The organism is Klebsiella sp. JN_Kp127, assembly GCF_040062505.1.
In the GTDB taxonomy this organism is placed as follows: domain Bacteria; phylum Pseudomonadota; class Gammaproteobacteria; order Enterobacterales; family Enterobacteriaceae; genus Klebsiella; species Klebsiella quasipneumoniae.
This window is the reverse complement of the sequence record NZ_JBEAHS010000032.1, coordinates 102,857-119,719: the sequence shown is the minus strand read 5'-3', so window position 1 is coordinate 119,719 and position 16,863 is coordinate 102,857. Positions and strand designations below refer to the sequence as shown.

At 64.2% G+C, this 16,863-nt stretch carries 12 protein-coding genes and 3 pseudogenes; 3 read left to right on the top strand and 12 right to left on the bottom strand.

What is annotated here, in order from left to right; all coding sequences use genetic code 11:
- Positions 1-56: 56 nt before the first annotated feature.
- The 5 genes and pseudogenes from ABLV04_RS10225 to ABLV04_RS10205 form a co-directional block, all read right to left on the bottom strand.
- Positions 57-990, bottom strand: a pseudogene (locus tag ABLV04_RS10225) (MurR/RpiR family transcriptional regulator).
- Entirely contained in the window at positions 956-1,933 is a 978-nt protein-coding gene (locus tag ABLV04_RS10220; RefSeq protein WP_348815667.1) for an ABC transporter substrate-binding protein, read from the bottom strand. Before ABLV04_RS10220 ends, ABLV04_RS10225 begins: the two are co-directional and overlap by 35 nt.
- Positions 1,923-2,975, bottom strand: coding sequence for an iron ABC transporter permease (locus ABLV04_RS10215; protein ID WP_048297701.1), 1,053 nt, complete (start codon positions 2,973-2,975; stop codon positions 1,923-1,925). Before ABLV04_RS10215 ends, ABLV04_RS10220 begins: the two co-directional genes overlap by 11 nt.
- Positions 2,972-3,997 (bottom strand): iron ABC transporter permease, encoded by a 1,026-nt coding sequence (locus ABLV04_RS10210; RefSeq protein ID WP_085551005.1) that lies wholly within the window; start codon positions 3,995-3,997, stop codon positions 2,972-2,974. Before ABLV04_RS10210 ends, ABLV04_RS10215 begins: the two co-directional genes overlap by 4 nt.
- Positions 3,994-4,815 carry an ABC transporter ATP-binding protein gene (locus tag ABLV04_RS10205; protein WP_087827094.1) on the bottom strand — a complete coding sequence of 274 codons (822 nt, stop codon included), beginning with the start codon at positions 4,813-4,815 and terminating at the stop codon, positions 3,994-3,996. The genes ABLV04_RS10210 and ABLV04_RS10205 overlap by 4 nt, the downstream gene beginning before the upstream one ends.
- A gap of 505 nt (positions 4,816-5,320) precedes the next feature.
- On the opposite strand from ABLV04_RS10205, the gene ABLV04_RS10200 reads away from it, so the two are divergent.
- On the top strand, positions 5,321-7,393 hold the full coding sequence (locus tag ABLV04_RS10200; RefSeq protein WP_180265657.1) for a TonB-dependent siderophore receptor: 2,073 nt from the start codon (positions 5,321-5,323) through the stop codon (positions 7,391-7,393).
- A gap of 127 nt (positions 7,394-7,520) precedes the next feature.
- Here the strand turns inward: ABLV04_RS10200 and ABLV04_RS10195 are convergent, their stop codons facing one another.
- The 7 genes and pseudogenes from ABLV04_RS10195 to ABLV04_RS10165 all read right to left on the bottom strand — a co-directional run bounded on the left by ABLV04_RS10195 (position 7,521) and on the right by ABLV04_RS10165 (position 14,562).
- On the bottom strand, positions 7,521-8,309 hold the full coding sequence (locus ABLV04_RS10195; RefSeq protein WP_180265605.1) for an ABC transporter ATP-binding protein: 789 nt from the start codon (positions 8,307-8,309) through the stop codon (positions 7,521-7,523).
- The gene (locus ABLV04_RS10190; RefSeq protein WP_348815664.1) at positions 8,303-9,298 is read right to left on the bottom strand and encodes an ABC transporter permease subunit; all 996 of its coding nucleotides are present in this window, start codon (positions 9,296-9,298) and stop codon (positions 8,303-8,305) included. Before ABLV04_RS10190 ends, ABLV04_RS10195 begins: the two co-directional genes overlap by 7 nt.
- On the bottom strand, positions 9,279-10,316 hold the full coding sequence (locus ABLV04_RS10185; protein ID WP_044523770.1) for an ABC transporter substrate-binding protein: 1,038 nt from the start codon (positions 10,314-10,316) through the stop codon (positions 9,279-9,281). Before ABLV04_RS10185 ends, ABLV04_RS10190 begins: the two co-directional genes overlap by 20 nt.
- Positions 10,313-11,287, bottom strand: a complete 975-nt coding sequence (locus ABLV04_RS10180) for an ABC transporter substrate-binding protein (protein WP_023290055.1) — start codon at positions 11,285-11,287, stop codon at positions 10,313-10,315. The genes ABLV04_RS10185 and ABLV04_RS10180 overlap by 4 nt, the downstream gene beginning before the upstream one ends.
- 5 nt (positions 11,288-11,292) lie before the next feature.
- Positions 11,293-12,442: pseudogene (locus ABLV04_RS10175) on the bottom strand (acyl-CoA dehydrogenase family protein).
- Positions 12,429-13,524 (bottom strand): annotated as a pseudogene (locus ABLV04_RS10170) (LLM class flavin-dependent oxidoreductase). Before ABLV04_RS10170 ends, ABLV04_RS10175 begins: the two co-directional pseudogenes overlap by 14 nt.
- Before the next feature lie 144 nt (positions 13,525-13,668).
- Positions 13,669-14,562 carry a LysR family transcriptional regulator gene (locus tag ABLV04_RS10165; RefSeq protein WP_050533322.1) on the bottom strand — a complete coding sequence of 298 codons (894 nt, stop codon included), beginning with the start codon at positions 14,560-14,562 and terminating at the stop codon, positions 13,669-13,671.
- 106 nt (positions 14,563-14,668) lie between these two features.
- Between ABLV04_RS10165 and ABLV04_RS10160 the strand changes: the two genes are divergently transcribed.
- Both ABLV04_RS10160 and ABLV04_RS10155 read left to right on the top strand, forming a co-directional pair.
- On the top strand, positions 14,669-15,271 hold the full coding sequence (locus ABLV04_RS10160) for a cysteine dioxygenase (RefSeq protein WP_117128979.1): 603 nt from the start codon (positions 14,669-14,671) through the stop codon (positions 15,269-15,271).
- Positions 15,272-15,276: 5 nt separating this feature from the next.
- Positions 15,277-16,857, top strand: coding sequence for a rhodanese homology domain-containing protein (locus tag ABLV04_RS10155; protein WP_180263502.1), 1,581 nt, complete (start codon positions 15,277-15,279; stop codon positions 16,855-16,857).
- The last annotated feature ends 6 nt before the right edge of the window (positions 16,858-16,863 follow it).

Sequence of the window (16,863 nt, the reverse complement as noted above, 5' to 3'; positions counted from 1 at the left end):
TACACACACTTACTTTTGTATGCAACCGGAAACCTTCCCGCTGGTGAATTATCTTATCAACTGGCCCGTTTACCGCCGGATTTACCGATGGCCCGGTGCAGGTCGTTGATTCGCTTCAGGGATTTCACCGTTTTTTGTGGCGTGGTCGAGGCCACCGACAGGACAATCATCTCCAGACAGACCAGCACCGTGCCGTGCAGCGGCATCCGGCTACTGTCCCCGCCGCGCGGGACGTCGATCACCACCTGCGCCTCCTGGCTGAAGCGCGAGTCCACCGCCTGGGTCAGCAGGATGGTCGGAATTCCCAGCCGCTTCGCCTCGCGCAGGGTGGTCATCCCTTCGCGATGGGGGGATTTTTGCCCCATCATGATCAGCACATCGCCGCGCTGCAGGCCGATAAGCTGTTCGGCGAGGCTAAAGCCCGTGCGGTTCATCACGTAAGCCGGCAGGCCAATGCGGCTGAACAGCCGGGCGGTGTACTCGGCGAGGATCCCCGAGGCGCCGATGCCGAAAATCCCCACCTGGCGCGCGTCGCTGAGCAACGCCACCGCCTGGGCCACCGCCGCGCGGTTGTCGGCCCGCGACAGGACCTCGCAGACCCGCTGGTGCCCTTCAAGCACAAAATCAATACTGGAATTGACGTCGCTGGCGAGAGCGGTGACCGTCGAGCGCATCTTTTCCGCCGAGGTGACCGAGGTACCGAACCAGCGCTCCATAGTCTGCTTAAGCTCGCGCAGCCCGGCGAAGCCCAGCGCCTGGATGGCGCGCACCACCGTGGCGTCAGAGGTCTGGGTCGCGGTGGCGATCTCCATCGCCGTCTGCTCCAGCACCACCTCGCGGTTGTCGTTGATATAGCTGACCACGGCCCGCAGGCGGGGAGAGAGCTGATGCGCCCGGGCGCGATAGCGTTCGCCGAACAGGTCGACCCGCCCCTTCTCTTTTTTTACCGCGCTTTTCATTTGGCCTCCGCCGGGATCGGCCTGCCGGCAATATGCGACTGCACCTGGGCCACCATCAGAGAGAGCGCGGCGTAGGAGTTGGAGATCACCTCCTCCCGCGGCAGCAAAATATAGCGCCCGGTGCGGCAGGCGCGCATAAAGTCGCACCAGCCGGGCATCACGCCTTCCATCGCCTGCAGCTCATCCTGCGGCTTACCGCCGGTATCCGACCGCCAGGTGGCGAAGACAAAATCGGCGTCCAGCTCCGGCAGTTGTTCCGCGCTGACGTCAATTCGCTGGCCGTCGGGGATCCGCTCAATCAACGGCGGAAAGCGGAACCCGGCCTCGTGCAGCACCCGGCCCAGCGCGTGGTAAGAATGATGCACCGTGACCTTGCCGTTGTTCGCCTGGATCACCGAGACGCTGTATTGCGACGGGTTAACCATCGCTTTCAGCTGCTTGATTTGCTCCTGATAGCGGCGCTCGAGGATCGCCAGCCGCGGCTGGGTGCCGGTCAGCTGCGCCAGCTTGCGGTAAATCTCCGGGGCGCTGCCCTGCAGATGGTCGATGCTCACCGTCGGGGCAATCTTCTCCAGCTGCTCCACCGACACGTGACGGCTGGGCTCGGTGATGATCAGATCCGGCCTGGCGGCGGCCACCGCTTCCAGATCGATATCGGCGGTGCCAATAAAGCGGATATCGCTATTGTCGAAATCGACGCCGGTGAGCTGGGCGCTGGAGCGCAGATAGTGGCTGCCGTCCGGCCGCGTCCGGCCGTGGCTGGCGATGGGCGGCGCCCCGAGCTCAATCAGCGGAATGGTAATGTCGAGATCGTGCATCGAAACGATACGCTGCGGATGGAGCGGGACGGTGACCGTGCGGCCTAAATCATCGGTAAAAGTCTGAGTTTGTGGGTCGGCGGCGCTGACGGCCCCCGTCAGCAACAGCAGCAATGAGACGAACCAACGCATAATACCTTCCTGGTTAAAGGGCATCGCGGCGACGCCAGAGCAAGACAACAAAAAACGGGCAGCCCACCAGGGCAATAACAATCCCCGCCGGGATCTGCAGCGGCGCAAACGCCAGCCGGCCAAGGGTATCGGTCACCAGCACCAGCAAGGCGCCAATCAGCGCGCTTCCGCTCAGCAGCGATACCTGGCCGCCGCGCAGCACAAAACGCGCCATATGCGGCGCCATCAGGCCAACAAAGCCCAGGCTGCCGACACAGGAGACACTGGCCGAGGTCAGCAGCACCGGGGCGAAAAAGCGCAGCAGCGTGAGCTGCTGCAGACGCACCCCAAGGCCGATGGCGGTCCGGTCGCCCAGCAGCGCCGCGTCCGCCGCCCGGGCGGTACAGAACAGGATGATGGCCCCGGGCAGCGCCCAGCAAAAGGCCACCGCCAGCAGAGGCCAGGTGGCGGCCTGCAGGCTGCCCGCCAGCCAGATCATCGCCGTCTGCACGTCGCGAACGTCGGCGGTGGTCATAAAGATGCCGACCGCCGCCGCCAGGGTCCATGAGACGCCAACGCCAATTAAAATAAAGCGCGGTCGCGAGCAATCGCGCGCCAGCGTCAGGACCAGCAGGGCCACCGCCACGCCGCCGACCATTCCCGCCAGCGGCCGCCAGACCAGGCCTACCGCCGGGAAAAACAGCACCAGCGCCAGGACCACGATGCTGGCCCCCTCTTTGACGCCGATCAGCCCCGGGTCGGCCAGCCCGTTGCGGGTGATGCTCTGCATCGCCGCGCCGGCCAGCCCCAGCATAGCCCCGCACAGCAGCGCCATCAGGATCCGCGGCAGGCGGATATCAAACAGAATAAAGCGCGGCTGCTCGCCAATCTCCTGCGGCGCCAGCAGGGCCCGCGCCAGCGTCGACGCGGGCAGCGGATAGCTGCCGCGGCTGAGGCTGTACAGCCCCAGCGCCAGCAGCATCAGCAGCATTAAGGCGGCAATGTTAAGCGCCGCCGGGCGCAGCAGCAGCTGGCGGGAAGCGAAAACCAGCGGCCGAAAGCCGGCCCGATGGACGGCGCGCATCATTTAAAAAACCTCGCGGCGATAAAGATAAACAGCGGCGCGCCCACCAGGGCGGTCATCGCCCCGGTGGCCAGCTCCTGAGGGGCGACCAGCGTCCGGGCGGCGATATCCGCCAGGAGCAGCACCAGCGCCCCCACCGGCGCCGCCAGGGGCAGCGCCAGGCGGATATCTTCCGTCACCAGACGACGCACCACGTGCGGCACCACCAGTCCGACGAAGCCGATCGGCCCGGCCACCGCCACCGCCGCGCCGCAGAGCAGCGCAATCGCCAGCAGGCCCAGCAGCCGGGTCTGGACGAGGTTCACGCCGAGGCCCAGCGCTACCTTATCCCCCAGCGCCAGCACGTTGAGGCGCGGGGCAAGGAACAGCGCAACGCCAAGGCCGATCAGCGCCGGGATCAGCGCCGTCCGCAGCGTGCTCCAGTTCAGCCCGGCCAGATCGCCCGCCAGCCAGGTGCGCATCGCCAGCAGCGTTTGTTCATCGAGAATTAATATCGCCGCCGTCACCGCCGACGCAAACGCCGACAGCGCTACCCCGCACAGCGTGATGCGCAGCGGCGTCGCTCCGCCGCGACCGGCAGAGGCCAGCGCCATCACCCCGCCGAACAGCAGCGCCGCGCCGCAGGCGGCCGTCAGCGGCCGCGCGGCGGGGAAAGCGCCGAAGGAGAGCCCCAGCGCAGAGGTCGCCACCACCGCCAGCGACGCGCCGGCGTTAAGGCCGAGGATATGCGGCTCGCCCAGCGGGTTGCGGATCACCGTCTGCAGCAGCAGCCCGGCGACGCCGAGCGCCGCGCCGGTCAGCAGCGCCGCCGCCAGCCGCACCAGGCGCAGTTCGACGATTATCCGCTGATCGAAGTTACGCGGGTTGTACTCCAGCAGCGCCTGCAGCACCGTCTGCGGGGCGATCCAGCGGGCGCCCAGGCCAAGATGCACCAGCGAGCCGGCAATAAGCAGCAGCGTAAGCAGGAGCAGCGCCAGCCGGGGACGGGCGCGCCGCCGCGCGGGATGCAGGCTAACCACGCTCATTGTGCCGCCGCCTGGCGGGCGCGAAACGGCATAAAGAACGGTTTGCCGGTTTGCGGGTTAATCGACATCTGCACGTCAACGTCAAACACGCGTTTAATCAGCTCAGGGCTACAGACTTCACCGTCGCTAATCGTGCCGGCGATGCGCCCCTGTTTAAGGAATACCAGCAGATCGGCATAGTTGACGGCAAAGTTAAGGTCATGGAGCACCGTCACCACCGTGCGGCCATGCTCGCGGGTCAGGGTCTGGAGCAGTTCGAGAATATCGACCTGATAGCGCAGGTCGAGCCAGGTGGTCGGTTCATCCAGCAGAATCGTGGCCGTTTGCTGGGCCAGCGCCATGGCGATCCAGCAGCGCTGACGCTGGCCGCCGGAGAGGCTGTCCACCGGCAGATGAGCGAACTCGCGGGTGCCCGTTAAGCGCAGCGCCTCTTCCACCGCCAGCTCATCGGCGTCGGACCACTGGCGCATCAGCCCCTGCCACGGGAAGCGACCGCGCGAGACCAGTTCGAAAACCGTTAACCCTTCCGGCGTCAGCGGCGATTGCGGCAGGATGCCGAGCTGGCGCGAGACGGCCTTCGTCGGCATCTGATGAATGGCTTGCCCGTCCAGACGCACGCAGCCGCCGAGCGGTTTCAGCATCCTGGCGATGGTCGACAGCAGCGTGGATTTGCCGGATCCGTTCGCCCCGGCCAGCACCGTCATTTTGCCGGTGGGGATGGTCAGGTTGATGTCGTCAACGATCAGGGTCTGGCCGTAGCCGGCCGACAGGGCATCCAGTACGATCCCCTGCTCTGCAGGTTTCACCCGCTGTGGCATAACTCGCTCCTGCGCCGCAGCGTTCCAGGCGATGGCTGGACATTCTGCAGTCAAATCAAAATAAATCTCATTCTCTTTTGATCATGACGGGGATGAATGTAGTAGTCAATAGTCGCCATCGTCTTCAGGCGCGGACGATGACTACAGCGAGGCCGCGCCAACGCAATAGAATTAAAATAAAATAATATCAAATAGATAACCACAGGATATTCCCTGATGGAGGTGTTTAAAACGCCCTGCTCTCCGCTGCTGATTTTTTATCTTGCATAACGTTTACTACTACATTCCTTCATGGTTGAATGATTCTCAATTACACACATAAAGGCGCGTTCAGACGCTAAATCGCGTGTTTTTATTATTCAGGGCAATGATTTTATTGGCTTTATCTGACCGCAAAGGCAGATTCGTTCACGAGAAAAAGATAATGACTCAACCCCATGTCGCCTTCACCTCGTTGCAAGGGCGGGCGCTTTTTTCGCTTCTTTTTTTAGCCTCACCGGGATTAATGGCCGCGGAAAATAACGCGGCGAAAGGTAACAACGACGCGGAAGAGACCATCACCGTGGTGGCCGACGGCGCCCAGCAGAGCGCCACCAGCGGCTATCAACCGCTCAGCTCCTCTACCGCGACGCTGACCGCGATGCCGCTGCTGGATATTCCGCAGGTGGTGAATACCGTCAGCGATCGGGTTCTCGAAGATCAGCACGCCACCTCGCTCGACGAGGCGCTGTATAACGTCGCCAACGTGGTGCAAACCAACACCCTCGGCGGCACCCAGGACGCCTTTACCCGCCGCGGCTTCGGCGCTAACCGCGACGGCTCGATCATGACCAACGGCCTGCGCACCGTTCTGCCGCGCAGCTTTAACGCCGCCACCGAACGGGTGGAAGTCCTGAAGGGGCCAGCTTCAACGCTGTACGGCATTCTCGACCCCGGCGGGTTGATCAACGTCATCACCAAACGGCCGGAGCGCCAGTTCTCCGGTTCGGTTTCCGCGACGTCCACCAGCTTTGGCGGCGGTACCGGCAGCGTCGACGTCACCGGCCCCATCGAAGGCACAAATCTGGCGTACCGGCTGATTGGGGAATATCAGAATGAAGATTACTGGCGCAATTTCGGTAAAAACAAAAGCCGCTTTATCGCCCCTTCCCTGACCTGGTTTGGCGACCGGGCGACGGTGACCGCGTCCTATTCGCACCGCGACTACAGCGCGCCCTTTGACCGCGGCACTATTTTCGATCTGAATACCGGCCATGCGGTGAACGTCGATCGCAAAACCCGCTTCGATGAAGCGTTTAATATTACCGATGGCTATTCCGACCTCGCCCAGCTCAACGCCGAGTATCGCCTGAACGACGCCTGGACCGCGCGCGTCGATTACAGCTACAGCCAGGATCACTATAACGATAACCAGGCGCGAGTAATGGCTTATGATTCGGCGACCGGCAACCTGACCCGTCGGGTCGATGGTACTCATGGCTCCACGCAGAAGATGCACTCGACCCGCGCCGACCTGCAGGGCAACGTGGTGGTGGGCGGCTTTTATAACGAACTGCTGACTGGCGTCGCCTATGAGAATTACGATCTGCTGCGCACCGATATGCTGCGCTGCAAGAACGTGAAAGGCTTTAATATCTATCATCCGGTCTACGGCACCCTCGACACCTGCAATACCGTCTCCGCGTCCGACAGCGATCAGCGGATCCAGCAGGAGAGCTATGCCGCTTACGTGCAGGACGCGCTGTACCTGACCGACAACTGGATCGCCGTCGCCGGCGTGCGCTACCAGTATTACACCCAGTACGCCGGTAAAGGCCGACCGTTTAACGTCAATACCGACAGCCGCGATGAGAAATGGACGCCGAAAGCCGGCCTGGTCTACAAAGTGACGCCGAACGTGTCGCTGTTCGCCAATGTCGCCCAGTCGTTTATGCCGCAGTCGTCGATCGCCAGCTATATCGGCGAGCTACCGCCGGAAGAGTCCACCTCCTACGAAGTCGGCGCCAAATTCGACCTGCTGGAGGGCATTACCGCCAATATCGCGCTGTTTGATATTCATAAGCGCAATGTGCTGTACACCGAGAGCATTGGCGATGAGACGGTGGCCAAAACCGCGGGCAAGGTGCGTTCCCAGGGCGTGGAAGTGGATCTGGCGGGGTCCATCACCGATAACCTCAGCGTGATCGCCAGCTACGGCTACACCGACGCCAAAGTGCTGGAAGATCCGGATTACGCCGGGAAACCGCTGCCGAACGTACCGAAACACACCGGTTCGCTGTTCCTGACCTATGACATTCATAACGTCTACAACAGCAACACCCTGACGGTGGGCGGCGGCGGCCATGCGCTCAGCAAGCGCTCCGGCACCAACGGCGCGGATTATTATCTACCGGGCTATGCGGTGGCGGACGTGTTCGCCGCCTATAAGATGAAGCTGCAGTATCCGGTGACGCTGCAGGTGAATGTGAAGAATCTGTTTGATAAGACCTATTACACCTCTTCCATCGGCACCAATAACCTCGGCAATCAGATTGGCGATCCGCGTGAGGTACAGTTCACGGTGAAGATGGATTTTTAATCTTTCTCATGGCGCCGGATGCCCATTGCCGGGCGGCGCTGCGCTTGCACCGGCCTGCGGTCCTTCCCCTTCCTCTCGTACTCGCAGGCCCGGTAAGGCGCAGCCGCCACCGGGGAGTGCGTTTACCCTACCAGTCCTCCTCCTGGCCGAGGATGCGCAATATATCCTGACGATGCTGCAGCAGCTGCGGGTTATCGCGGTGGCGGGGAAAGGCCAGCGGCAGCGCGAACTCGGCGATAATCCGCCCCGGACGCGGCGACATCACCAGCACCCGCTCGCACAGCAGCAGCGCCTCTTCGATATCGTGAGTCACCAGCAGGCTGGTATACCCCTGCTGCTGCCAGAGGGCGATCAGCTCCCGCTGCATGCTGATGCGGGTCAGCGAGTCCAGCTTGCCCAGCGGCTCGTCGAGCAGCAGCAGGCGCGGCTCGTTCAACAGCGCGCGCGCCAGCGCGGCGCGCTGCGCCATCCCCCCTGACAGCTGCCGCGGCCACGCTTCGCTGAAGGCCTGCAGCCCGATGCGGTCAATCAGCGCGTCGGCCTTTGCTTCCAGCCCTCTTTTGCCCTGCGCCTGCGGGCCCAGCAGCACGTTCTGCCGCACCGTCAGCCAGGGATAGAGCGTCGGGTCCTGAAACACCAGTATGCGCTCCGGCCCCGGAGCGCCGAGCGGCGCGCCGTCGAAGCGCATCTGTCCGTTCTGCGGCGCTTCCAGCCCGGCCAGCAGCCGCAGCAGGGTGGATTTACCGCAGCCGGAAGGGCCCAGCAGCGCCACGCTTTCCCCTGGCCGCAGCTGCAGGCTGATATTCTCCAGCACTGGCACCGCCTGTTTGCCGAGCGTAAACGCGTGATGAAGATAGCTTATCGATACCGCCGCGCCGCGCGCTATCGTCTGCGAACCTGACGTCGCGGTTACCATTGCATCCCTCCCCGCTGCCAGCTCAGCAGCTTATCGCGCAGCATAAATAATCCGCTGATCAGGCCGGAGCACAGCAAGGCCATCACCAGCAGCGCGGCGTACATATTGGGATAGGCCGCCCAGCCCTGGGCCCACTGGAGGTAAAAGCCGATCCCCGACTTCACCCCCACCATTTCAGCCACAATCAGCACCGAAAACGACGCGCCAAGCCCCATAAACAGGCCGACAAAGACGTTCGGCAGCGCGGCGGGGACCGCTACCCGCAGGATCAGGAAACGCTGGCTGGCGCCGAGCGTCCGCGCCACGTCGTACCACGCCCTGTCAATGCCGATGACCCCGGACCAGGTCAGCACCGTGACCGGGAACCAGGTGCTCAGCGCAATCAAAAACACGCTGGCGCCGAAGCTTGACGGAAAGATAAACAGGCTCAGCGGCAGCAGCGCGGTGGACGGCACCGGCCCCAGCAGGCGTAACACCGGATGGACCCAGTAGCCTATCCGTTGCGACCAGCCAATGGCCAGACCGGTGACGAACCCGCTGCTGGTGCCGAGCAGCACCCCAAGCCCCAGCAGCCCCAGGGAGTGCAGCAGGCTGTCGAGCAGACGCGGCCAGTCGTCGTGCAGCACCTCGATCAGCGCCTGCGGCGGCGCGAAAAACGGCACCGGCAGCACGCCGCTCTTGGCGGTCAGCCCTTCCCAGGCAGCGAACAGCACCGGCAGCAGCGCCAGCCACTTGCCGGCATGCAGCACGCGCGCGCCGCGCGCTCGCCAGTAGCGATAGCTCAGCGCCAGCAGCAGCAAGCCGCCGCCGAAGGCGAACTGCGCCAGCGCCCAGCCCTCGCTAAACGGCCAGCGCCGCCCGGCATCGGGCCAGGCCAGGGTGAACAGGCCGCCCATCAGCCACAGCGCGGCGGCCAGCAGCCCTTCTCCCCACAGCGGCGTGCGGCCGGTTGGGCGCGCCAGCGCCTGCTCAGGCGAATACGTTGGCATAGATACTCTCCGCAAACTGATGGGGATCGGTGCCCGGTTTGATCACCTGCACCCGCTGCAGGTCGACCGCATACTGCGTCAGCTCTTTCACGAACGCCTCACCCACCGCGTGGTGGCCGTGCCCCTGTCCGTGCAGAATGCCGCTTACCTCCGCTTCACTGGTGTTGAGCGCATGGGCGAGGAAAGATTGCGCCACGCTTTCCGGATGTTCGGCGGCATAGCTGTGCGCTTCAAGGATTGCCTGGGTGAGCGCCGCGGCGGCCGGTTTATGGTCCCGCGCCAGGCTCCCGCTCACCCCCAGCACGCAGCAGCTCAGATTGGCATAGTCCCCGGTCATATTGCTGGCGATCAGCTGATACTTGCCGGTCTCCAGCAGCCGATAGCTGAACGGCTCGCTGCCGCTGATGGCGGCGATCTCGCGCTTATCCAGCGCCACGCTGAGCAGATCCGCCGGGTAGACTTTCCACTGCACGTCGCTTATCGGATCGATACCGTGGCGCTTAAGCAGGATGGCGAAGAAGTTTTTATCCGGCCCGGCCATGTCGGTGACGCCGATGGTTTGCCCTTTCAGGCTCTCAAGGCCGTTGAACGGCGACGCTTTGGCCGTCAGCAGGTTCAGACAGCCGCCATGGGTCCCGGCGGTGAGCTTGACGTCAAAGCCCTGCTCCAGCGCCTTCAGCCAGCGCAGCGCCATCCCCACCCCGGCGTCGGCCTTGCCGGTAGCGATCGCCTCCAGCAGCACATCGGTGGAGTTGCCGAAGTTAACAAACTCAACGTCGAGGTTATATTTACTGAAAATCTTCTGCTGCTCGGCGACGGCGACCGGCGCGAGGCAAACCGCGCTTTTGTTGATCGCCAGCTTGATCTTGTACGGCTGCGGCAGGCGCAGCGCCGGATGAGCATCGCCGCTGGCCATCTCCGCCATATCGTGAGCCCACAGCGGCAGGGAAACCCCGGCCAGCGCCAGGCCACCGCTTAGCTTTAAAAAACGACGACGGGAAAAAGCGGACGGGGTCATGGCGTTACCTCCGCGTGGGCCGGCCCGGCGGGCACGCTAAAGCTGGGGTCAAAGGTCGGCTTCACGTCCAGCCGGGTGCGGATCAGGCCGTTGGCGAGATAAAAGTCCGCCGTCGCCTGCTGCTGGGTCACCGTTTCCTCCGCCAGCGACTGCCACTGCGACTGGCGGTTGGCAAACTGCGCGCGGGCGATCTCCGCCGGGAAGCGGATGATCTCCCCCAGCGTTTTGCCGTAGCTGTCGAGATTGGCGTAGGCCCAGCGTTCGGCGCCGGCCAGGCGCTGGAGATAATCCTGCAGCGCGGCGCGCTTTTGCGGATCGTTAAGCGCTGAATCCGTTGCCGCAAGGAAGGTATTCCCCGGCAGCAGCCCTTTGCCGCTCACCAGGATCTGCCCCTCGTTGGTCTTCACCATCTGGGTGGTGTAGGGCTCCCAGGTCGCCCAGGCGTCCACCGAACCGTTAAGCAGCGCCACTTTGGCGTCCACCGGACCGAGGAACACCCACTGCACCTCCTTCGGTGAAATCCCCGCCTGCTCGAGCGCTTTCAGCGCCACGAAATGGCCAATCGACCCTTTGCCGGTGGCAATGCGCTTGCCTTTTAACCCGGCGGCGGTTTTTATCGCGCTGCCGGGAGAAACCAGCACCGCGGTCCCCGCCGGGTTGCTTTTGTCCACGGCGATCGCTTTCACCGGCGCGCCGTTAGCCAGGGCGAAGAGCAGCGGCGCATCGCCGATGATCCCCGCGTCCACCGCGCCAGCGTTAAGGGCTTCCGCCAGCGGCGCGGCGGCCGGAAATTCGGCCCACTTAATGTCGTAGGGGAGGTTTTGCAGGGCGTTGGCCGCCTCCAGCTGCGAACGCATGCCGCCTTTTTGATCGGCGATGCGCAGGGTAAGCCGCTCCTGCGCCGTCGCGTAACCGCCCAGCGCCAGCAGCATCAGCGCTGCCGCCACCCGGCCTGAGAATGATAGACGCATCGTGATTATCCTTGTGATTGAAAGACGAAGTGGCCGGCTGCCAGCCAGGCGCTGTCGCTCTGCGGGGTATGCACCCGGCCGCAGAGCACATTGCGGTAGTGGCGTTCCAGCGGATTTTGTCGGCTGAGGCCATGATTGCCGGTCAGCTCGAGCGCGATATTCACCGCCTGAATGGCGTTGTCGGTGATGGTGACTTTTGCCAGGTTGGCCTCGATGGCGGAAAAGCGCAGCGTGGCGGCCTGCTCCAGCAGGCTGCGGTTAACCAACAGCAGTTCGGCGATCTGCCCGACCTTCTCCTGCACCCGCGGCAGGCGGGAAAGCGGATGGCCGAGACCCGCGGGCACCCGCCCCGCCAGCCACCTCACCAGCCAGTCGTGAGCGGCGCGGGCGATGCTGTCATAGATCGCCGCCAGCAATGCCGTCTGTCGGTTGGCGAACAGGCGCAACGGCTCCGCCTGGGAGGCGGGTGGCGCATCGACCGGCCAGACATCCACCGCATGCTCTGCCGCCACCCGCACGTGGCGAAAAATCACCTCATGGCTGCCGGTAGCCCGCATCCCGGCGTGATCCCAGCTTTTCACCACGCTAATCCCCGGGCTGTCTCCAGGCACCAGCCAGGTGCCCACCCGCGGCGGGTTCTCATCGCTTCTCGCCCATACCGCCAGCCAGCGCAGCCCTTCAATGCCGGTGGTATAGATTTTATGGCCGTTGATGTCCCAGCCGTCCGCGCGGCGGCTCGCCACGGTGTCCCAGGCCGCCGCGCGCCGGGGAGCCCAGATCCGGCTCAACGCGCAGACTGTTGATCAGGCCGCCGTGTTCGACGGCATCATGAAAAACCTGCTGGCGCAGCGGCGCGTGCCAGGCGTCGTTTTCCGCCAGCCGCAAATGGTGCAGATACTGCATGCAGACGATCAGCGCCGTCGCCGGCTCACCCCAGGCGATGGCGGCGATGGCCTGCTGCAGCTGGGCCAGGCTGGCGCCCGCCCCGCCGTAAGCACGCGGCACGGCGAGGCTTAACCAGCCCCCCGCGCGCAGAGGGTCGATATTGCGCCAGGGAAAGTCGCCGCTGGCGTCAAGACTGGCCGCCTGCTCCGCCATCTGTTGGCGTACCGCCGTCAGCTGCTGCGCCCAGTCGTCGCGCTCAGGATGGATCACGATGCGCGCTCCGCCACCGCACGCCGCGCGGCTTTTTCACGAGCGATCGGCAGCAGCGCCCGGCCGTAGTCTGCCGCATCGTTCAGCGGGTCGAATCCGCGGATCAGGAAGTTGCGCACCCCGAGGTCGTAGTAGTCGAGCAGCGCATCGGCCACCTGCTCCGGGGTGCCTACCAGCGCGGTGGAGTTATGCCCGCCGCCCACCAGCTGGGCGATGCCGGTCCACAGGCGTTTGTCCACCACTCTGCCCTGCGCGGCGGTGGCCCGCAGCCGCTGGGCGCCGATGCTGTCCGGTTTGGCCTTAAACCCGCCCCCGCGCTGCGCCGCCTGCTCGGTGGCGACGTGCAGGATATGCTCGGCTTTCTCCCAGGCCTCGGCTTCGCTGTCGGCGATAATCGGCCGGAACGAGACGCTGAAGCCAATATCACGCTGGTGTTTCGCCGCTTCGGCGCGCACGCGCTGGATGGTCTCGCCGGTTTGCGCCAGCGACTCGCCCCACAGGGCGAAGACGTCGGCGTGTTTGCCGGCGACAGCGATGGCCGCTTCCGACGAACCGCCGAAGTAGATGGGAAGGTGCGGCTTTTGCAGCGGACGAATGGCTGACCAGGCCTGTTCGGCCTGATAAAAATCGTTGTGAATATCTGCCGGCTGCTCACTGGTCCACACCCGGCGTACGACGTCAAGGAAGGCGTCGGTGCGGGCATAGCGCTGGTCGTGATCGAGGTAATCGCCGTCCCGGCGCTGCTCGGCGTCATTGCCGCCGCTGATGATATGCACCGCCAGCCGGCCCCCCAGCAGATGCTCAAGGGTGGCGAATTTGCGCGCGGCAAGGGTCGGCGAGACAAAACCGGGGCGATGGGCCAGCAGGTACTGAATTTTCTGCGTCGACAGTCCGGCCAGGGCGGTCACCAGAAAGCCGTCGGGTTGATCGGACCAGTGACCCACCAGCAGGCGATCAAACCCGGCGGCTTCATGGGTTTGCGCAAAGCGAACGATATAGTCGCGGTCAAAGATCGGCCCCACCGGGGCAATCGTTTCGGAAGAGAGGCGATGGCCAATCATGCCGAGAAACTGAATGCTCATGAACAACTCCTTGCGTCAGGGTAATGGAGTGGCCGCGACGGCGGCGCTGGTCATTACCCTATACAGGGTGTGTTAATGAACAAAATGCATTTTTATCATATCTTAATATGCAAGACTGGCATTAAACAAAAATACATTGTGCTTTCAGTCGGATACTGTCAGCTGCTGCACCACTTTGCTGGCGAAAAAGGTCAGCGGCGACTGCAGGTTTGCCAGATACCGGGCGTGGATCAGCCACAGCGACACCGCAGGCTGAAAGTCGCTGAGGTTGACGACCTCGAGCTCGTCACGCCACGGGCTGGCCGCCAGCGCCGCCCGCGGCACCAGACCCAGCCCCAGTCCCTGCGCCACCAGCGCCATCTGCAGCTGGGCGCCCGCGCTCTCGACGTTAAGCTTCAGGCGCAGACCCTGGCTTTGCAGCTCGCGGATGAGCCCGGCACGTAGTCCACAGCCATCGGGGTTAAGGATCCAGCCCTGTTCGACGCACTCTCGCAGCGACGACGCCCGCAGATTCAGACGCCGGGCGGCAATCGGCACCACCTCCAGGGGACACAGCAGCCGCCCGCTGTAGCCCTCGGCGAGGGTCTGCTGGGCGGGGCCCATCGCCAGCATGCCATCCAGTTCGCCGTTTTCCAGCCGACGCTGCAGCTCTCCGCTCCAGCCGCAGGCGACCTGCGGGGACAGTGCGGGAAACTGCTGGCTCAGCGCCGCCAGCGCCGCCGGCAGCGCGATCTCGCTGATACTCTGCGGTACACCGAGACGCAGCGCGCCGCGCGGCTCGCCTTCCGGATCCAACAGGCTGTAAAGCTTTTTCGTCTCGCGCTTAATGCTCAGGCACTGCTCGTACACCCGCTGACCGGCGGCGGTCAGGGTCAGCGGGCGGGTCTGACGCGCCAACAGCGTGACGTTCAGCTCCTGCTCCAGACGCTGCAGGCGCCGGGTGATAGCCGACTGGGTGATCCCCAGATAGTCCGCCGCCTGATTAAGGGAAGAAAACTGCACCGTGGCCAGCAGAGCGTCAATATCGTCGATGCGCATAGGATCCTTATGTGTAATTTGCATATTAATATATGCGTAAATTGCATTTAAATAATATTAACGCCTCTGTTAGCGTTTTGACCAGTCCCTCTGACAGGAACCGCACATGACTGGACCACGACTGGAAAAATTACGCCATTTTATTCATGAGGTTGATCGCCTGCACCGTGAACACCACCAGACCGCGCCGCTGCTTGACGCCGTGGCCCAACGGCTGGCGGCGCTGGTACGTCACGACGACTGGCTGCCGGAAGAGTACACCCTGCCGCACCCGCACCATTACCAGCAGTATCTGCTGCATGCCGACTCCGGGGAGCGCTTCTCGATCGTCAGCTTCGTCTGGGGGCCGGGACAGGCGACGCCGATCCATGACCACCGGGTATGGGGGGCCATTGGTATGCTGCGCGGCGCGGAGGAGAATCAACGCTACCAGCTGGATGCAGAAGGCATACCGCGGCCGCTGGGCGCCGCCACGCTCCTGCAGGCAGGTCAGGTGGAGAAAGTCTCCGTTGACGATGGCGATATTCATCGCGTCAGCAATGCGCTGGCGGATCGCGTCTCCATCAGCATTCATGTTTACGGCGGCAACATCGGCGCGGTGAAGCGCGCGGTGTATACCCCGGAAGGCCAGCAAAAACCGTTTATCTCCGGCTACGCCAACCGCCATGTGCCCAACATCTGGGATCCCTCCCGCGAACACCAAGGATAACCATTATGTCCACTTACGCTTACCGACAGGCCGCCGGGATCCGCCAGGCGCTGCTCGACCGTCGTGAACTGGCGCTCATCGACGTCCGTGAAGAGGCCGATTTCGCCACCGCTCATCCGCTGTTTGCCGTCAATCTGCCGCTCAGCAAACTGGAGCTGGAGGTGCGCCGGCGGATACCGCGCTTCACCACCCCGATCACCGTCTACGACAATGGCGAAGGGCTGGCGGAGATCGCCGTCGAACGACTGCGGACCTGGGGCTATCAGGATGTGGCCCTGCTGGCCGAGGGTCTCGCCGGCTGGCGCCGCAGCGGCGGCGAGCTGTTTCAGGACGTCAACTCCGCCAGTAAAGCCTTTGGCGAGCTGGTGGAAAGCGTGCGTCACACGCCGTCGCTCAGCGCCCGGGAGGTTCAGGCGCTCATCGACAGCCGGCAGGAGGTGGTGATCGTCGACGCCCGGCGCTTCGACGAGTACCAGACCATGAGCATCCCCGGCAGCATCAGCGTGCCCGGCGGCGAGCTGGCCCTGCGGGTGGAGAGCCTGACGCCCTCCCCGCAAACGCCGGTGATCGTCAACTGCGCCGGACGCACCCGCAGCATCATCGGCACCCAGTCGCTGATCAACGCCGGCGTGCCGAACCCGGTCCATGCCCTGCGCAATGGCACTATCGGCTGGACGCTGGCCGGCCAGACGCTGGCGCACCAGCAGCAGCGGCAATACGATCCCTCCGCCCGCGCCTCTGGCGCCCGGGCCGCCGAGGTGGCGCATCTCGCCGAACGGGCCGGGGTGGCGGTCATTGATGAGGCGACCCTGCAACGCTGGCTGCAGCAGAGCGACCGCACCACCTTCCTGTTTGATGTGCGCAGCCCTGAGGAGTACGCGGCGGGCCACTATCCTGGCAGCCTGAGCGCGCCAGGCGGCCAGCTGGTGCAGGAGACCGATCACTTCGCCAGCGTACGAGGGGCGCGAATGGTGCTGCTGGATGACGATGGCGTCCGGGCGGCGATAACCGGCTCGTGGCTGGCGCAGATGGGCTGGGAGACGGCGCGGCTGAACGCCCTGTCGGCCAGCCAGCTGAGCGAGCGCGGGGTACCAGCCGCCGAAGTGCCCCCCGCCCCGCAGGGGGAGGAGATAAGCCCGGCGCAGCTGGCGCAACAGCTGGACGACCCCGGTACGGTGGTGCTCGATTTCACCACCAGCGCCAACTTTGTCGCCCGCCATATCCCCGGCGCGTGGTGGCTGACGCGCTCGCAGCTGCGCCAGGCCCTGGAAGCGATCCCTCCCGCTCAACGTTACGTGGTGACCTGCGGCAGCAGCCTGCTGGCCCGCTACGCGGCGCCCGAGGTGGCAGCCTTAACCGGTAAGCCGGTACAGGTATTGCGCGGCGGGACGCTGGCGTGGATCGCCGCCGGTCTGCCGCTGGCCCATGGCGACGCCGGCCTCGCTGTCGAGCGCCGGGATCGCTATCGCCGACCCTATGAAGGGACCGATAATTCCGCAGAGGCCATGCAGGCCTATCTGGAGTGGGAGTACGGCCTGGTGGATCAGCTGGCCCGCGACGGCACCCATGGTTTTCGGGTGATCTAACGCCAG